At 70.3% G+C, this 15,464-nt stretch carries 13 protein-coding genes; 2 read left to right on the top strand and 11 right to left on the bottom strand.

From position 1 onward, the window contains the following. Positions 1 to 70: 70 nt before the first annotated feature. The 4 genes from acs to C463_RS07575 form a co-directional block, all read right to left on the bottom strand. Positions 71 to 2,026: an acetate--CoA ligase gene (acs, locus tag C463_RS07590; RefSeq protein ID WP_008442514.1), complete on the bottom strand. Its 1,956-nt coding sequence runs from the start codon at positions 2,024 to 2,026 to the stop codon at positions 71 to 73. A gap of 99 nt (positions 2,027 to 2,125) precedes the next feature. Then, positions 2,126 to 3,481, bottom strand: a complete 1,356-nt coding sequence (hflX, locus tag C463_RS07585; RefSeq protein ID WP_008442513.1) for a GTPase HflX — start codon at positions 3,479 to 3,481, stop codon at positions 2,126 to 2,128. Further along, on the bottom strand, positions 3,478 to 3,834 hold the full coding sequence (locus C463_RS07580) for a DUF2209 family protein (protein WP_008442512.1): 357 nt from the start codon (positions 3,832 to 3,834) through the stop codon (positions 3,478 to 3,480). Before C463_RS07580 ends, hflX begins: the two co-directional genes overlap by 4 nt. A gap of 160 nt (positions 3,835 to 3,994) precedes the next feature. Further along, positions 3,995 to 5,041, bottom strand: a complete 1,047-nt coding sequence (locus tag C463_RS07575) for a threonine aldolase family protein (protein WP_008442511.1) — start codon at positions 5,039 to 5,041, stop codon at positions 3,995 to 3,997. Positions 5,042 to 5,186: 145 nt separating this feature from the next. On the opposite strand from C463_RS07575, the gene C463_RS07570 reads away from it, so the two are divergent. After that, positions 5,187 to 6,713, top strand: a complete 1,527-nt coding sequence (locus tag C463_RS07570; RefSeq protein WP_008442510.1) for a carboxypeptidase M32 — start codon at positions 5,187 to 5,189, stop codon at positions 6,711 to 6,713. 25 nt (positions 6,714 to 6,738) lie between these two features. Here the strand turns inward: C463_RS07570 and C463_RS07565 are convergent, their stop codons facing one another. From C463_RS07565 to C463_RS07555, 3 genes are all read right to left on the bottom strand, one after another. Continuing rightward, the gene (locus C463_RS07565) at positions 6,739 to 7,845 is read right to left on the bottom strand and encodes a GAF domain-containing sensor histidine kinase (protein WP_008442509.1); all 1,107 of its coding nucleotides are present in this window, start codon (positions 7,843 to 7,845) and stop codon (positions 6,739 to 6,741) included. A 126-nt stretch (positions 7,846 to 7,971) separates the two neighbouring features. Further along, on the bottom strand, positions 7,972 to 8,589 hold the full coding sequence (locus C463_RS07560; RefSeq protein WP_008442503.1) for a hypothetical protein: 618 nt from the start codon (positions 8,587 to 8,589) through the stop codon (positions 7,972 to 7,974). Positions 8,590 to 8,687: 98 nt separating this feature from the next. After that, the gene (locus tag C463_RS07555) at positions 8,688 to 9,860 is read right to left on the bottom strand and encodes a 3-dehydroquinate synthase II (protein ID WP_008442502.1); all 1,173 of its coding nucleotides are present in this window, start codon (positions 9,858 to 9,860) and stop codon (positions 8,688 to 8,690) included. 123 nt (positions 9,861 to 9,983) lie between these two features. Here C463_RS07555 and C463_RS07550 point away from each other — a divergent pair, with 123 nt between their 5' ends. Then, complete coding sequence (locus C463_RS07550) at positions 9,984 to 11,483, top strand: HTTM domain-containing protein (protein ID WP_008442501.1); 1,500 nt, start codon at positions 9,984 to 9,986, stop codon at positions 11,481 to 11,483. A 20-nt stretch (positions 11,484 to 11,503) separates the two neighbouring features. Here C463_RS07550 and C463_RS07545 read toward each other — a convergent pair whose 3' ends face one another. The 4 genes from C463_RS07545 to trpC all read right to left on the bottom strand — a co-directional run bounded on the left by C463_RS07545 (position 11,504) and on the right by trpC (position 15,365). Beyond that, positions 11,504 to 12,295 carry a 2-amino-3,7-dideoxy-D-threo-hept-6-ulosonate synthase gene (locus C463_RS07545; RefSeq protein WP_008442500.1) on the bottom strand — a complete coding sequence of 264 codons (792 nt, stop codon included), beginning with the start codon at positions 12,293 to 12,295 and terminating at the stop codon, positions 11,504 to 11,506. 80 nt (positions 12,296 to 12,375) lie between these two features. Continuing rightward, entirely contained in the window at positions 12,376 to 13,230 is an 855-nt protein-coding gene (trpA, locus tag C463_RS07540; protein WP_008442499.1) for a tryptophan synthase subunit alpha, read from the bottom strand. Continuing rightward, positions 13,231 to 14,529: a tryptophan synthase subunit beta gene (gene trpB / locus C463_RS07535; protein WP_008442498.1), complete on the bottom strand. Its 1,299-nt coding sequence runs from the start codon at positions 14,527 to 14,529 to the stop codon at positions 13,231 to 13,233. Next, positions 14,526 to 15,365, bottom strand: a complete 840-nt coding sequence (trpC, locus tag C463_RS07530; protein ID WP_008442495.1) for an indole-3-glycerol phosphate synthase — start codon at positions 15,363 to 15,365, stop codon at positions 14,526 to 14,528. Before trpC ends, trpB begins: the two co-directional genes overlap by 4 nt. Positions 15,366 to 15,464: the final 99 nt, after the last annotated feature.

Below are 15,464 nucleotides of genomic sequence, written 5' to 3'. Positions count from 1 at the left end.
AGCTCGGCTGCGAAATAATACCGATCCGCGAGCGCCGCGGCCCGGGCGCGGGCCGCGACGGACGCCGCGGTCAGTTCCGCGTTCCCTTGACCGTCGACTCGATTTCGCCGACGACCTCTGGGTTACGCAGCGCGCTCACGTCGCCGAACTCCTCGCCGCGGGCGATGTCCTCCAGCAGCCGTCGCATGATCTTCCCGGAGCGCGTCTTCGGGAGTTCGGGAGTGAACACGATCCGGTCCGGGCGGGCCACGTCGCCGACGGCGCTCGCCAGCCGGTCCGCGATGGCGTCGCGGAGCGCCTCGCCGGGTTCGACGCCGCTCTTGGTCGTCACGTACGCCACGATGTGCCCGTCGCCGTCGCCGACGACCGCGGCCTCGGTCACGCCGTCGGCGTCGACGATGGCCGCCTCCAGCTCCCCGGTGTTGAACCGCTGGGCGCGGACGTTGATCACGTCGTCGACGCGCCCGAGGATCGTGACGTAGCCGTCCTCGTCGACCGTCGCGCCGTCACCGGTCCGGTAGCGCCAGCCGTCCTCCCCTTCCAGCCAGTACTCCCGGAGGTAGCGCTCGTCGCCCTCGCGGAGGCCGCGCAGCATCCCGGGCCACGGCGACGCGAGCGTGAGGTACCCCGACTCGCCCGGGGCGACGGGCTCGCCGTCCTCGTCGACCACGCGGGCGTCGATCCCCGGCAGCGGCGGGCCGACCTTCCCCGGCTTCATCGGCGTGATCCCGGGGAGCGTGGCGAGCGCGATGGCCCCGGTCTCCGTCTGCCACCACGTGTCGACGACGGGGGCGTCGCCGCCGCCGACGTGCTCGCGGTACCAGCGCCACGCCTTCGGGGTGATCGACTCGCCGACCGTCCCGAGCAGGCGGATCGACGAGAGGTCGTGCGACTCGGGGTACTCCGCGCCCCACTTCATGAACGACCGGATCGCCGTCGGCGAGGTGTAGAAGACGCTCACCGCGTTGCGCTCGATCAGGTCCCAGACGCGGTCGCGGTCGGGGTAGTCGGGCGACCCCTCGTACAGCACGGTGGTCGTCCCGGTCGCGAGCGGGCCGTACACGCCGTAGGAGTGACCGGTGATCCAGCCGATGTCGGCGGCGCACCAGTAGGTGTCGTCGGGGCGCACGTCCAAGACCTTCCGCGTCGTCCACGCGACGTGCGAGAGGTAGCCGCCCGTGGCGTGTTCGACCCCCTTCGGCCGCCCGGTCGTCCCCGAGGTGTACATCACGAACAGCAGGTCGGTCGCGTCGCGGGCGACCGGCTCGACCGTCTCGCCGTCGTGCGCGTCGACGAGCGCGTCGTACTCGTGTTCGTCGTCGCCGAGCGAGACGGCCAGCTCGTCGCCGAGGCGGTCGACGACGACCGCGGCCGACGGCTCGCTCTCGGCGCGGATCCGCGCGTTGTCCGCCTTCGACTTCTGGTTGAAGGCGTCCTCGCGCCGGTAGTAGCCGTCGCAGGTGATCAGGAACTCGGAGTCAGCCGCGTCGATCCGCGTCGCGAGCGCTTCGGCCGACAGCCCCGCGAACACGACGTTGTGGGGCGCGCCGATCCGGGCGCACGCCAGCATCGCGATCGGTAGCTCCGGGATCATCGGCAGGTACAGCGTGACCACGTCGTCCTCCTCGACGCCGAGGTCGCGGAGCCCGGCCGCGACCGCGTTCACCTCGCGGTGGAGGTCGAGGTACGTGTACGACCGGCGCTCGCCCAGCTTCCCGAACCAGCGGATCGCGAGCTGGTTCCGGCGGTCGTCGAGGTGGCGGTCGACGCAGTTCACCGACGCGTTGAGCCGGCCGTCCGGGAACCACTCGTAGAAGGGTGGCTGAGAGTCGTCGAGGACGGTCTCGTACTCGCGGTCCCACGTCAGGAGGTCCGCGGCCGCCCGCCACGCTTCCGGGCCCTCGCGGTCGAACCGCTCGTACACCGCGGGGTCGCCCGCGGCGGCTCGCGTCCGGAAGTCGGCCGACGGCGGGACGGCGTCCTCGTCCCCCTCGACGAGCCGACCGTCGGTCCCGGGGTCGTCCATGGCCTCCAATGGCCGGCGCAGAAAGGTATACTTTGTCCGGGTACCCGCGGACCGAGCGTCCCCCGCCCACGGTCGCCGCTCTCCGTCCAGTCCCGGGCGTCAGACCGACTCTTCCGGCGGCGTCGAGACGTCGGCCGCTTTCGCGCGGGCGCGGGCCACGATCGACGGCTTGGCCTCGAAGTCGACCGTCACCTGGTCGCCCGCGTACGTCTCCTCGGCGACGTGTCCGTGGTCGTGGACCCACGAGACGAGGCTCATCGCGTCGTCCGAGACGGGGAGGACGAGCCGCTCGCGCTCCCAGTCGGGGAGTTCGCCCTCGACGCGGTCGCGAAGCTCCGCGACGCCCGCGCCCGTCTTCGCCGAGACGGCGATCGGATCGGGCGCGACGCCGGAGAGCGCGGCGCGCTTGTCCGCGAGCGCCCCCGGTTCGAGCCGGTCGATCTTGTTGAACACGGTGACGACCGGCGCCTCGTTGCGCTCGTAGAGCGTGTCGTGGCTCGTCACGAGCTTCTCGCGCATCTCCTCGACGGGTTCGCTGGCGTCGACGACGAGCAGCACGAGGTCGGCGCGGTAGACGGAGTCGAGCGTCGACTCGAACGACTCCACGAGCCAGTGGGGGAGGTCCGCGATGAACCCGACCGTGTCGGTGAGGAGGACGTCGCGCTTCTCCATCTCCGCGCGGCGCGTGGTGGTCCCGAGCGTCGTGAACAGCATGTCCTGCGACTCGGCGGTGGTGTCGAGGTCGCGGTGGCGCTCGGCGTTCTCGTCGATCGCCAGTTCGTCCGCGAGCCGGCGCATCAGCGTCGACTTCCCGGCGTTGGTGTAGCCCGCGAGCGCGACCAGGTCGAAGCCGGAGTCGCGGCGCTGCTCGCGGCGCGCCTCCTCCTTCTCCGCGATCGACGCCAGCTCGTCGCGGATCTCCGAGATCTGCCGTTTGATGTCGCGCTCGACGCTCTCGTCGTACTCGCCGAGCCCCATGAACCCGGGGCGCTCGTCGCGCTTCGCGAGGCTCGCCTTCGCCTCTGCCCGGGGGAGCTCGTAGCGCAGCTCCGCGAGTTCGACCTGGAGCTGCGCCTTCCGCGTGTTGGCGCGCTGGCCGAATATCTCGAGGATGAGCGTGAACCGGTCGACCACCTCGACGCCCTCGGGGAGTTCGCCCCCGATGTTGAACGTCTGGTACGGGCCCACGTCGTTGTCGATGATCACCGCCTCGGCGTCGGCGCGTCGGACGAGGTCGCGCAGCTCCGCGGCCTTCCCCTCGCCGAACATGAACGCGGCGTCCTCGGTGCGCGTCTGGGTGAGCTCGCCGACCACCTCGTAGCCCGCGGCGGCCGCGAGCTGACCGATCTCGGAGAGGTCGGCCTCCCCGGAGTCGACGCGCTTCGCGACGACCGCGCGGCGTCCCTCCGTCGGCGGCTCGGCGTCGGCGTCCGCCCGCCCGGTTCCCCCGTTCATCGGAGGAGGTCCCGGGCGGCGTACGCGGCGTGGTGTGCTGCCTGCACTGTTTCGCGCTCGCCTATGCTCTCGACGTATTTAAAGTCGGGCTGGAAGCTGAGTCCGACGCGGCTCGCCGGCTCCTCGTAGAACTCGCCGCCCTCCGCGACGATCGGACCGTCCGGCGGGGCCGGGAGGTCCCCGACCGCCTCCGCGGCGAGCGCGACGGTCGCCTCCAGCGTCGGCCCCTCGTGCGCGGCGGCGAACCCAATCCCCTCCACCGACCGGATCCGCGCGGAGTCGACCCGCGCGTGGACCGCGGCCGCGACCATCAGGTACTCGCCGTCCTCCTCGTGGCGCCCGCTGATGTCCACGCCGACGACCTCAGGGGTGGGCGGCGTTCACCACGGTTCGACCGGTCCGCGCGTCCGTGCCGGCTGCCTGTGCGTCCATGTCACACCGTAGGTCGCCCGTCGAATTGAACGTTTTCGTGTCGCGCCGCCCCCGATCGGCGCGGCGCTGCTCGCGGCGCGCTCAGTCCCGCAGGTCGTCGACGACGGCCGCGATCCGGTCGACCGCCTCGTCGACGTCGGCCTCGTCGACGTCGAGATGCGTGGTGAACCGCGTCGCGTAGTCGTCGAACTCGACGCAGCCGACGCCGGCGTCCTTACAGGCCGCGTAGAGCGACTCGGCCTCGATGCCGGCCGCCTCGGTGTTCGCGACGACGATGTTGGTGTCGGGTTCGGGCGCGTCGACCCCGTCGAGCGCGTCGAGGCCGGCCGCGAGCCGCTCCGCGTTTGCGTGGTCTTCCGAGAGGCGGTCGACGTTCTCCAGCGCGCGGAGCGCGGGCGCGGCGATCATCCCCGCCTGCCGCATCCCGCCGCCGAACAGCTTCCGGACCCGTCGGGCGTCCTGGATGAAGTCCTCGTCGCCGGCGAGGATCGAGCCGACCGGCGCGCCGAGCCCCTTCGAGAGGCAGAACGTCACGCTGTCGACGGGGGCGACGATATCGCTCGCGTCGACGCCGAGCGCGACGGCGGCGTTGAACACGCGCGCGCCGTCGAGGTGGACCGGCACGTCGGCGTCGCGCGCGACCTCGGCCGCGGCCGCGATCCGGTCGACCGGAACCGCGACGCCGCCGCGGTAGTTGTGCGTGTTCTCCAAGGAGAGGAGCCCGGTCCCGGGGCGGTGGAGGTCTTCGTCGACGAGCCCCTCGCGGACTTCTTCCGGCGTCGGGACGCACCGCTCGCCGGCGTCTATCGTCCGCGTCTGGACGCCGGAGAGCTTGGCCGCGCCCGCGAGCTCCCACCGGTAGATGTGCGACTCGCGCTCCAAGAGGAGCTCTTGGCCCGGTTCAGTGTGCGCGTGGACAGCGATCTGGTTCGCCATCGTCCCCGAGGGGACGTACAGCGCGGCCTCGGTGCCGACCGCCTCGGCCGCTCGGCGCTCCAGTTCGTTGACCGTCGGGTCGTCGCGGTACACGTCGTCGCCGACCTCCGCGGTCGCGGCCGCGTCGCGCATCTCCTCGGAGGGCGTCGTGACGGTGTCGGACCGCAGGTCGATGAAGTCGTCGTCGGACATCAGGTGTAGGCCCTTCCGCGGCGGCGGACATATATCCCGCGCTCGGCGAACAGCGGACGCGACGAGCCCGGATCCGCGGTCCGCGTTTCGGACCCTCGCTTCCGACTCCGGTCCCTTCTTAACGGCCGCGGTCGATCCGTAACGTATGGCAACGGAAGCCGCGCCAGACGAGTCAGCGAGCGCACCGGACGCCTACGAGGCCCTCCTCGACCGCGTCCAGCGGTGGAACGCGGTCGGCAGCGCCTCCGGGGTCCTCGGGTGGGACCAGCAGGTGATGATGCCCGAGGGCGGCACGCCCGCCCGGTCGAAGCAGCTCTCCGCGCTCTCCTCGGTCCACCACGACATGGTCACTGCCGACGAGACGGGCGAGCTGCTCGACGAGCTCGACGACGCCGACCTCACGGACGAGCAGGCGGCGGTCGTCCGGGAGGTCCGCCGCGAGTACGAGCGCGCCGACGCCGTCCCGGTCGAGCTCGTCGAGGAGATCTCGGAGACCGGCTCCGAGGCGCTCCAGGCGTGGGAGGAGGCGAAGGCCGAGGACGACTTCGAGACGTTCGCCCCTTATCTGGCGAAACACGTCGAGCTGAAACGGGAGTACGCGGAGCACATCGACCCCGACCGGGACCCCTATGAGGTCCTCTTCGAGGAGTTCGAGCCGTGCCTCTCGATGGAGCGCGCGGAGTCGATCCTCACCGAGCTCCGCGAGGCGCTCGTCCCGATGATCGACGAGATCCGCGAGTCGGACGTCGACCTCGCCGTCGACACGTTCGAGGGGACCTTCCCCGAGGACGACCAGGAGGCGCTCTCGCGCGAGGCGCTCGAACTCGTCGGCTACGACTTCGACCGCGGCCGCCTCGACGTCTCCTCGCACCCGTTCACCTCCGGGAACCAGTTCGACTGCCGGGTGACCACTCGGTTCGACGAGACCGACCCGCTCGGCGCCGTCGGCTCGACGGTCCACGAGTTCGGCCACGCGCAGTACAACCTCGGGCTCCCGCAGGAGCACTTCGGCACGCCGCTCGGCACGTCGCGTGACCTCTCGGTCCACGAGTCGCAGTCGCGCCTCTGGGAGAATCACGTCGGCCGCAGCGAGGCGTTCTGGGAGGAGTTCCTCCCCGTCTTCCAGGAGCACTTCCCGCAGACCGAGGAGGCGACGGTCCGGGACGCCTACGAGGCGTTCAACCAGGTGTACGAGGACAACTTCATCCGCGTCGAGGCCGATGAGCTCACCTACCACCTCCACATCGTCATCCGGTTCGAGATCGAACGCGACCTGATCCGCGGCGACCTCGACGTCGAGGACGTGCCCGAGGTGTGGAACGACAAGTACGAGGAGTACCTCGGCATCCGGCCCGAAACCGACAGCGAGGGCTGCCTTCAGGACATCCACTGGAGCCACGGCAACTTCGGCTACTTCCCCACCTACTCGCTCGGCTCCGTGATGGCCGCCCAACTGTTCGAGGCCGCCGAGGAAGCGATCGACGACCTCGACGACGAGATCGCCGAGGGCGAGTTCGACGACCTCCACGATTGGCTCGGCGAGAACGTCCATCAGCACGGCTCCCGCTACGAGACGAACGAACTGGTGAAGCGCGCGACCGGCGACGACTTCTCGGCCGACGCCTTCCTCGACTACGTCGACGAGAAGTACGGCGAGCTGTACGGGATCTGATTCGGCGCGAGCGCGACCCGCGTTCTCACTGTTCGACGACGTCGACGCCCCGGATCTCGAACCGAGATCCGCCGGACGCGCTCTCGGTCATCGCCACGTCCCACCCGTGAGCGTCGGCGATCTGCGAGACGATCGACAGGCCGAATCCGGTGCCGTCGTCGCCGGAGGTGTAGCCGGCGGTGAACACGTCGTCGCGGTCCCCGGGCGGGATTCCCGGACCGTCGTCGGCCACGTAGAAGCCCTGCGGCAACTCGCCCACGGTCACGGAGACATCGTCGCCACCGTGGTCGAGGGCGTTTGTGAACAGGTTCTCGAGGAGCTGGCGGAGCCGGGCGCGGTCGGCGCGAACGGCGTGGTCGCACTCGACGTCGAGCGTGGCCGTCGCCGTCGAGAACGGGTCCCAGCAGTCCGCGGCGAGCGTCGCGAGGTCGACCGACGCGACGGAGAGCGTCTCCGACCCCATCTTCGCGAACAGCAGCAGGTCGTCGATGAGTCGCTCCATCCGCTCGTGGGCCTCCTCGACCGGGTCGAGGTGCGGACTCGAACAGTCCTCGGCGGCGAGTTCCAGCCGACCCCTGGCGACGTTCAGCGGGTTCCGGAGGTCGTGGCTCACCACGGACGCGAACTGGTCGAGCCGCTCGTTCTGCCGCTGAAGCTCTCGTTCCCGGTCGAGCCGATCCAGCGCGGTCGCGGCGTGGCTGACGAGTAGCTCGGCTAGCTCGATGTCGTCCTCGTCGAAGGCGCCCGCCGTCGTCTCGACCGCTTGGAACACTCCGTGGTCGCCGATCGGCACGCTGATTCCGGACCTGTACGACGCGTCGGCCGGCACCGTCTCGTCGTCCGGCGTGACCTCGGCGACGGTGTACGACTCCCCCGTCTGATACGTCTTCCCGGCCAGCCCCTCGTCGACGCGCATCCGCTGGCTCCCGTCCGACGGCGCGTCCGCGGACGTGGCGCGCGGGACGAGCCACTCGCCGTCCCGTATCACGATGGTACACAGGTTGAAATCGAGGAGGTCGGCCGCCGCCGCGACGGTCCGCTCACAGACGCCCGTGACGGTCTCCTCGGTCTGAATCGTCGTCGCGACATCGTGGAGCGTCTCGATAACGACCGCCCGACGAGCGCGTCCCATGGTCGTGGAACGAGTCCAGGGATAATGAATATTACATCGGGCTCGACCCACACGGTCGCACCGACGCCCTGTCCCCGACGAGTTACAGTCCTCGTATCCGGAGAGTGCTCCGGCCGGACGAGTGGGTCACAGGCCGAGCCGGAAGCCGGTCATCAGGACGATGATCGCGAGCATCACGGCCCCCTCGAACAGCCCGACGATCAGGTTCTTCTTCTCGATCGATTCGAGCCGCGAGGCGTCCGGGTCCGGCGACAGCGTCTCGTAGTACGCGCTGAGCTGGAGCCGGTGCGGGACCGCCAGTCCGAACGCGAACAGCCCCCATCCGAGCCCGAGCGCGAGGCCGGACCACGTGCCGCCAAAGCCGTAGCCGAGTCCGAGGTCGGGCGTCAGCAGGACGGTCCCGGACAGCACCGTCGTCAGCGAGAAGCCGACGAGGAAGAAGACGGCCTTCGGGATCAGCGTCCGGTTCACCGCGGCCGACGCCTCCTCGTCGAGCCCGCCGAGCGTCGGGCCGATGATCGCCGGGAAGATGATCGCGAAGCCGAACCAGACCGCGCCGGCGGCGACGTGCGTGTAGAAGAGCAGTTCGGTGCTCGCGAGCGCGAGGCTCGCGGCGAGGAAGGCCAACGGCACGAGGAAGCTCCCGGCCGCGAACGCCGGGTTCGCGGCGCCCGCGAGGTGTTGAATCCGATCGACGAACCCCTGTTCGGCGACACGACGACCTGTCTCGTTAACAACTGCCATGGAGATGGGATCAGGAGTGTTTCGGAAATGCGTTCTGGTCGACACGATCCCGGCCGGTTCTCAGTCCGTGATCGTGGGTCGCCGCGCGACGGCGACGCCTACTTCTCGATGATGCTCTCCTCGACGGCCTCACCGAAGTGGCGCGCGACGTCCTCGTAGTAGACGAGCGCCTCGTCGCCGGGTTCGACGTCCGTGACGGCCTTCCGCCCCTCGCTCGTCGCGATCTTCACGGTCTCGGCGTTCTGGATGAGCGTCTCGATCCGGTCGGTGCCGTCCTCCGTCTCGACCTCCGCCTGGATCCGGAACATCGGGCGCTTCTCGATCTTCCCCCGCCCCACCACCGCCTCGCGGGTGTGGCCGTCGGTGTCGACGACTTGGACCTCGTCGCCGCTCGACAGCTCCGCGAGGTAGTTGGTGCCGCCCTCGGCGTTGCGGACGTACGCGTGGACCGCGCCGGCGTTCACGCGGAACGGGCGCGAGGCGACGTACGGCGACTCCGCGGTCTCGGCGTGGACGAAGAACAGTCCCCGCGACATCGACCCGACGAGCATCCCCTCGCTGTCGTCCATCAGCGACCCCGTGTCGATACAGACGCGGTCCGCCATCCCGGTCTGTTCGACCTCGGTCACCTCGGCGTGCTGGAGGTCCAGCGTCTCGCGGTCCGCGGCGTCGCGGGCCTCGACAGCGCCGCGGATCTCGTCGGGCGAATCCGCGTCGAGGAGGACGCCGTCGGCGCCGATCTCCAGCGTCTCGAACGCGGTCCGGGCCTCCGCGGCGGTCGTCGCGCCCGCGACGAGGTGGGTCTCGTCGCCGACCCGTGCGATGAGGTTCTCCAAGGGGATGATCGACCAGTCCTCGCCGATGACCACGGTGAAATCGGCCTCGTCGGCCGCGGCCTCGGCGAACTCCTCGTACTCGGTGCCGAGGACGCGGACGTACGCGCCCTGCGCGCGGTCGTCGCGGCGGCGCAGCGTCGTCAGGTCAGCCGACCCGGAGAAGTCGTCCGGCATCGACACCGTCCCGTCGCCCTCGCCGCCCTTGCCGACGAAGTAGGCGTCGGCCTCGACGTCGCTCTCGGCGTCGTCGATCACGTCGGCGTCGGAGCGGAACGCCGCCACGTTCACGTCGCCCAGTTCGCGGACGCGGCCGACGTCGCCCTCGTCGACGAGCACCCAGTCCGCCCCGGCCTCGATGGCCGTCGTGACCCGTCGCTTGCGCGCCTCCCAGTCGCCGACGTCGCCGTCGGCCTTGACCCAGACCGTGCGTGTCATTGTCGAAACCTCGCGTCGCGCCGGCTTGAAAACTGCGAAAGGGTCGTGTGCTGCGACCGACGGGGGCCCGAAGACGACAAAGCACTTACCACAGAGATTGGATCATTCGAGTCACACTGCCGAATGACGCCACCGAGCCAGCCCCTCCAGAACGCGGGGTCCCGATACGCCGCTGCTCGCGAGTCCGTCCGCGAGCGCGCCGCGCCGCACTTCGGTATCGACCCGCGGGCGCTCGGCGCGTTCCGGATCGCGGTAGCGCTGTTCGTCCTCGCCGACCTGCTGATATATCGGCTGCCGGCGGTCGGCGCGTTCTACGTGGACGGCGGCGTCCTTCCCCGCTCGACGCTGGCGGAGACCTTCCCGCTGTTGTCGGAGGCCTCGCTGTACGCGATCTCCGGGGCCGCGTGGGTACAGACGGGCCTGCTCGCGGTCGCGGTCCTCGCCGCCGGCTGCCTGCTGGTCGGGTATCGAACGCGAGCGGCGACGGGCCTCAGTCTGATCCTGCTCGCCTCGCTGTACGCTCGGAACCCGTACGTGATCAACGGCGGGAACACGATCCTCGTCGTGTTCCTGCTCCTGAGCCTCTTCCTCCCGCTCGACGCCCGCTGGTCGCTCGGTACGGACCCGCAGAGTCGTCTCGACTCGCGGATCTGCTCGGTCGGGACGGCGGTCACGCTGCTGACGCTCGTGTCGATATACGCGGCGAACGCGGTCTCGAAGTACCGGAGCGACGCGTGGGTGTCGGGCGTCGCCGTCCCCCGTATCTTCCAGTTGGGCGAGTTCACCGTCGGGCTCGGCCCGCTCTTCTCGGAGCAGGCTGCGGTCCTCACGGCGATAAACTGGTCGTGGATCGCGCTCCTCTCGGTGTCACCCGTGCTGGTCGTCGCGACCGGACGGCTCAGGACCGCTGCCACCCTCGCGTTCGTCGCCGCGCACCTCGGCATGGCCGCGACGATGCGGCTCGGCGTGTTCCCGTTCGTCATGGCCGCGATCCTCCTGCTGTTCCTCCCGCCCGAGGCGTGGGACCGCGTCGAGGCCGTCACGTCGGAACTCCGCGAGTCCGCGCCGCTCACGGGCCCCGATCGCACGCACCGGAGCGACGGCGGAACCGACCCCGGAGCCGCGTCTCCGACCCGGTCTCGGGCCCGCCGCGGGATCAGGGTGGGGACCGCCGCGCTGCTCGTGGGCTTCTTCCTCGCGCTCGTGTGGTGGCAGGCGGCGGGGGTCGGGCTCGTCGACCTCCCCGCCTCGGAGTCGACCGGCGAGCTGTCGGAGGTGAGCTGGTCCTTCTTCGCGCCCAATCCCCCGGACGCGTCGAGCTGGTACGTCGTCTCCGCCACGCTGGAATCGGGCGACTCGATCGACTTGCGCGACGGCGGGGCGGTCACGTACGACCGGCCGCCGGACGCCGCGGAGACGTATCCGACGACCCTCTGGAACCAGTTCGGGTTCAGAATGAAGCACGCCGGCGAATCCCGGTATCGGCCGGTGGCGTCGTACCTCTGTGAGCGGACGGACCGCGACGTGACCGCGGTGAGCGTCTTCCACGTCGAGCAGGCGGTCGACGCCGACGGTCCGGTCGGGGAGCCCGAGGCGGAGGAGAAGGTCCGCGTCGCCTGCTGACCCGGAACGCGAATACCCCGTTACGCCTCGATGAGCCCGCCCGCCCGCAGCGCCTCGTCCACGCCCGCGTCGTCGTGGACTACCGCTGAGACCGCTCGCGCGATCCCCTCGGGGTCGTCGTGCTGGAAGATCGACCGCCCCATCGACACGCCGGCCGCGTCGCCGTCCATCGCGCCGCGCACCATCTCGACCGTCTCGGGGTCGGTGCCCTTCGAGCCGCCGGCGATGACGACCGGCAGGCGGGTCGACTCGGTCACCCGCTCGAAGGAGTCGCCGTCGCCGGAGTAGCCCGTCTTCACCACGTCGGCGCCGAGTTCCTCGGCGAGCCGGACGGCGTGGCCGAGCGCCTCGGGGTCGGACTCGTCGACGCCCTCGCCGCGCGCGTACGCCATCGCAAGGACGGGGAGCCCCAACCGCTCGGCGTCGGCGGTCAGATCCGCCAGCTCCTCGATCTGGTCCGGTTCGTGTTTCGAGCCGACGTTGATGTGGAAGGAGACGGCGTCGGCCCCCGCGCGGACCGCGTCCTCGGCGGTGCCGGTGACGCGCTTGTCGCTCTCGTCGGGGCCGATCGTCGTCGACCCGTTGAGGTGGACGATGTAGCCCGCGTCGTTCTTGTTCTCGTGGACTCGGGGGGCTATCCCGCGTTGGGTGAGCACCGCGTCCGCGCCGCCGCTCGTGACGCCGTCGATAGTCGACTCGATGTCGACGAGCCCCTCGACGGCGCCCATCGTGATCCCGTGGTCCATCGGGACGATGAGGTATCGGTCGTTCGTGGAGATGCGGTCGAGTCGTGCCGAGAGTCCTGCTGTCATTGTGGGGTGGGTCGTTGTGTGAGAGTGTGGCAATCGAAGGTAAGTCGGTTTCGTTCGGGGACGTATTGGTCCGTTTCGGCTCAGGCGGACTCGACCGGCTCGGTCCGAGAGCGGTAGCCGCGCTCCGCGCCAGCCTTCAGTTCGCGGGAGAGCGCCTCCAAGCGGTCCGCGACTTCCCCGGTCGACAAGTCGTTCTCGACCCCGTCGGCGACCACGTCGACGAGCGCCGAGCCGACGATGATCCCGTCCGCACCGCCTGCGACGATGCGCTCGGCGTGGTCGCCGGTCGAGATGCCGAAGCCGACCGCCTTCGGCACGTCGTACTCGCGGAGCCGGTCGAGGCTGTCGGTGGTCTGGTCGGAGACGTCGTCGCGCGCCCCGGTCGTCCCGAGCCGCGCCTGGACGTACACGTACCCCGACACGCGCTCCATGAGCCGGTCGAGGCGGTCCGCGCGCGTCGTCGGCGCGACGATGAAGACGAGGTCGAGCCCGAACTCGTCGCACGCCTCGCGCAGCGGGTCGGCCTCCTCGGCCGGGAGGTCGGGAACGACGAGCCCTTCAATGCCGGCTGCGGCGGCGCGCTCGACGAAGGGACGCGGGCCCTCGCCCTCGCCGTATTGATAGATCAGATTATAATACGTCATACAGACCAACGCGGCGTCGACGTCCAACTCCTCCGCGAACGCGAAGAATCGGTCGGGCGTCATCCCCGCGTCGAGCGAGCGGACGAGCGCCTCCTGTATCGTCGACCCCTCCGCGATCGGCTCGGAGAACGGGAGCCCGAGTTCGATCACGTCCGCGCCGCCCCGGTCGAGCGCCTCGACGTACGCCTTCGACGACTCGTAGTCCGGGTCGCCGACGACGAGGTACGGGACGTAGGCGGGGCCGTCGGCGAACGCTTCGCCGATCGCAGCCGAGTTGGCCGGCTCCGCCATTCAGATCCCCTCCGTGAACATCGACATGTCGGGCGCGTTCGCCACGTCGCGCTGGTCGGTCTCCTCGATGGCGGCGTCGAGGTCCTTGTCGCCGCGTCCGGAGACGTTCACGACTACCCGATCGCCCAGTTCCTCGTGGTGTTCTTCGAGGAAGCCGAAGGCGTGGGCCGTCTCCAGCGCGGGGATGATCCCCTCGGTGTTCGAGAGCCGGTGGAACCCCTCCAGGGCGGCGTCGTCGTCGACGGCGACCGGCTCCACGCGCCCCTCGTCGACGAGGTACGCGAGCTCCGGGCCGACGCCGGCGTAGTCGAGCCCGGAGGAAATCGAGTGGCTCTCCATGATCTGCCCGTCCGAGTCCTGGAGGAGCTTCGTCCGCGCGCCGTGGAGGACGCCCTCGTCGCCGGTGTACAGCGAGGCGGAGTTGGGCGCGACGCCTTCTTCCTCGTCGACTTGGAGCGTCGAGCCGCCGGCCTCGACCGCGTGGAGCGCGACGGACTCGTCGTCGACGAAGTCGGCGAACGTCCCCATCGTGTTCGACCCGCCGCCCGCGCAGGCGACCACGTCGGTCGGGAGCCCGCCCGTCTTCTCGATCGCCTGCTCGCGCGCCTCCTCGGAGATGACCGCCTGGAAGTCGCGCACCATCACCGGGAACGGGTGCGGGCCGACGATCGATCCGATGACGTAATGCGTGTCCTCGACGGTCTCGGCCCAGTCGCGCATCGTCTCGGAGATGGCCTCCTTGAGCGTGCCGCGGCCGGTCGTGACCGGCTTCACCTCCGAGCCGTTGAGCTTCATCCGGAACACGTTGGGGCGCTGGCGGTTGATGTCGCGCTCGCCCATGTAGATCGTACAGGGCATGTCGAGGTGCGCCGCCGCCATCGCCGTCGCGGTGCCGTGCTGGCCCGCACCGGTCTCAGCGATGATGCGCTCTTTGCCCATGTACTTCGCGAGGAGGACCTGCCCGAGCGCGTTGTTCAGCTTGTGCGCGCCGCCGTGGAGGAGGTCCTCGCGCTTGAGGAACACCTCGGTATCGTAGCGCTCCGAGAGCCGGTCGGCGCGCTGGAGCGGCGTCGGCCGCCCGCCGAAGTCGGCGAGGCGCTCCCGGAACTCGTCCATGAACCCGTCCTCGTTGTTCAGCACGTAGCGCTCGTAGGCGTCCGCCAGCTCCTCGATCGCCGGCATCAAGGCTTCCGGGACGTACTGGCCGCCGTACTGTCCGAACTTCCCGTCGTCGCGGCCGCGCTCGCGGCCGGGGCGTCGACTCATCTCCTTCGTCGTCCGCGTGTCGGTCTCGCTCATGTGGGTGTCTCCGTGGTGTCTCGGGTGTCGCGTTCGTCGCTCGAATCCGTTCGGTCGCCCGCTTCGGCCTCCGCCCGCACCAGTTCGCGCGTGTTCGCCTCGACGTCGCCGTCCATGATCGCGCTCCCGACGAGCAGGGCGTCGGCGCCTGCCGCCCGCATCCGCCGGACATCGGCGGGCGATGCGATGCCGCTCTCGGCGATCAGCGTCACGTCGTCCGGAACGTGGGGCGCCACGGACTCGAAGGTTCCGAGGTCGACGACGAGCTCCGCGAGGTCCCGGTTGTTCACGCCGATCGTCGTCGCGCCGGCGTCGAGCGCGCGCGCAAGTTCGTCGCGGTCGTGGACCTCTACGAGGACCTGAAAGCCGCGGTCGCGGGCGGCCGCGAGCAGGTCCGGGAGGTCGTCGCCGACGAACCGCGCGATCAGGAGCACGACGTCGCTCTCGACGGCGTCCAGTTGCGCCTCGTCGACGACGAAGTCCTTCCGGAGGACCGGCACGTCGACGGCGTCGCGCACGCGTTCGAGCGTGTCGACGCTGCCGCCGAAGTGTTCCGGCTCGGTGAGCACGCTCAGGGCGGCCGCCCCGCCGGCGACCATCCCCTCAGCGAGCGCGACCGGGTCGTCCTCGCGGCTGCCCTCGGTCGTCGGGCTCGTCGGCTTCACCTCGGCGATCAGCGGGACGCGCCCGTCGGCTTCGGCCCGTTCGAGCGCGGCCGAGAGGTCGCGGGGCGAGACCGAGACGGGTCCGCCCGCGTCCGCCCTCGCGCCCGTGCGTTCCCGAGCGGCGGACAGGATCGACCGGACCGCCGGCGCCAACTCGTCTGGATCGTCCATTACTATACACTAATGTACGTATCTGTTCATAAGACTTGCGGGGGTACCCGCGTTCGAGCCGACGGTCAGTTCCTCCCGGGCGCCCGCGGTGCGAACTCC

Source organism: Halorubrum californiense DSM 19288 (assembly GCF_000336875.1).
Taxonomy (GTDB): domain Archaea; phylum Halobacteriota; class Halobacteria; order Halobacteriales; family Haloferacaceae; genus Halorubrum; species Halorubrum californiense.
The sequence above is the reverse complement of the archived record's forward strand: the minus strand, read 5'-3'. Positions and strand labels throughout refer to the sequence as shown.

Coding starts and splice junctions, on each gene's coding strand:
- acs (WP_008442514.1), bottom strand. CDS start 2,026: ATGGACGACCCCGGGACCGACGGTCGGCTCGTCGAGGGGGACGAGGAC.
- hflX (WP_008442513.1), bottom strand. CDS start 3,481: ATGAACGGGGGAACCGGGCGGGCGGACGCCGACGCCGAGCCGCCGACG.
- C463_RS07575 (WP_008442511.1), bottom strand. CDS start 5,041: ATGTCCGACGACGACTTCATCGACCTGCGGTCCGACACCGTCACGACG.
- C463_RS07570 (WP_008442510.1), top strand. CDS start 5,187: ATGGCAACGGAAGCCGCGCCAGACGAGTCAGCGAGCGCACCGGACGCC.
- C463_RS07565 (WP_008442509.1), bottom strand. CDS start 7,845: ATGGGACGCGCTCGTCGGGCGGTCGTTATCGAGACGCTCCACGATGTC.
- C463_RS07560 (WP_008442503.1), bottom strand. CDS start 8,589: ATGGCAGTTGTTAACGAGACAGGTCGTCGTGTCGCCGAACAGGGGTTC.
- C463_RS07555 (WP_008442502.1), bottom strand. CDS start 9,860: ATGACACGCACGGTCTGGGTCAAGGCCGACGGCGACGTCGGCGACTGG.
- C463_RS07550 (WP_008442501.1), top strand. CDS start 9,984: ATGACGCCACCGAGCCAGCCCCTCCAGAACGCGGGGTCCCGATACGCC.
- C463_RS07545 (WP_008442500.1), bottom strand. CDS start 12,295: ATGACAGCAGGACTCTCGGCACGACTCGACCGCATCTCCACGAACGAC.
- trpA (WP_008442499.1), bottom strand. CDS start 13,230: ATGGCGGAGCCGGCCAACTCGGCTGCGATCGGCGAAGCGTTCGCCGAC.
- trpB (WP_008442498.1), bottom strand. CDS start 14,529: ATGAGCGAGACCGACACGCGGACGACGAAGGAGATGAGTCGACGCCCC.
- trpC (WP_008442495.1), bottom strand. CDS start 15,365: ATGGACGATCCAGACGAGTTGGCGCCGGCGGTCCGGTCGATCCTGTCC.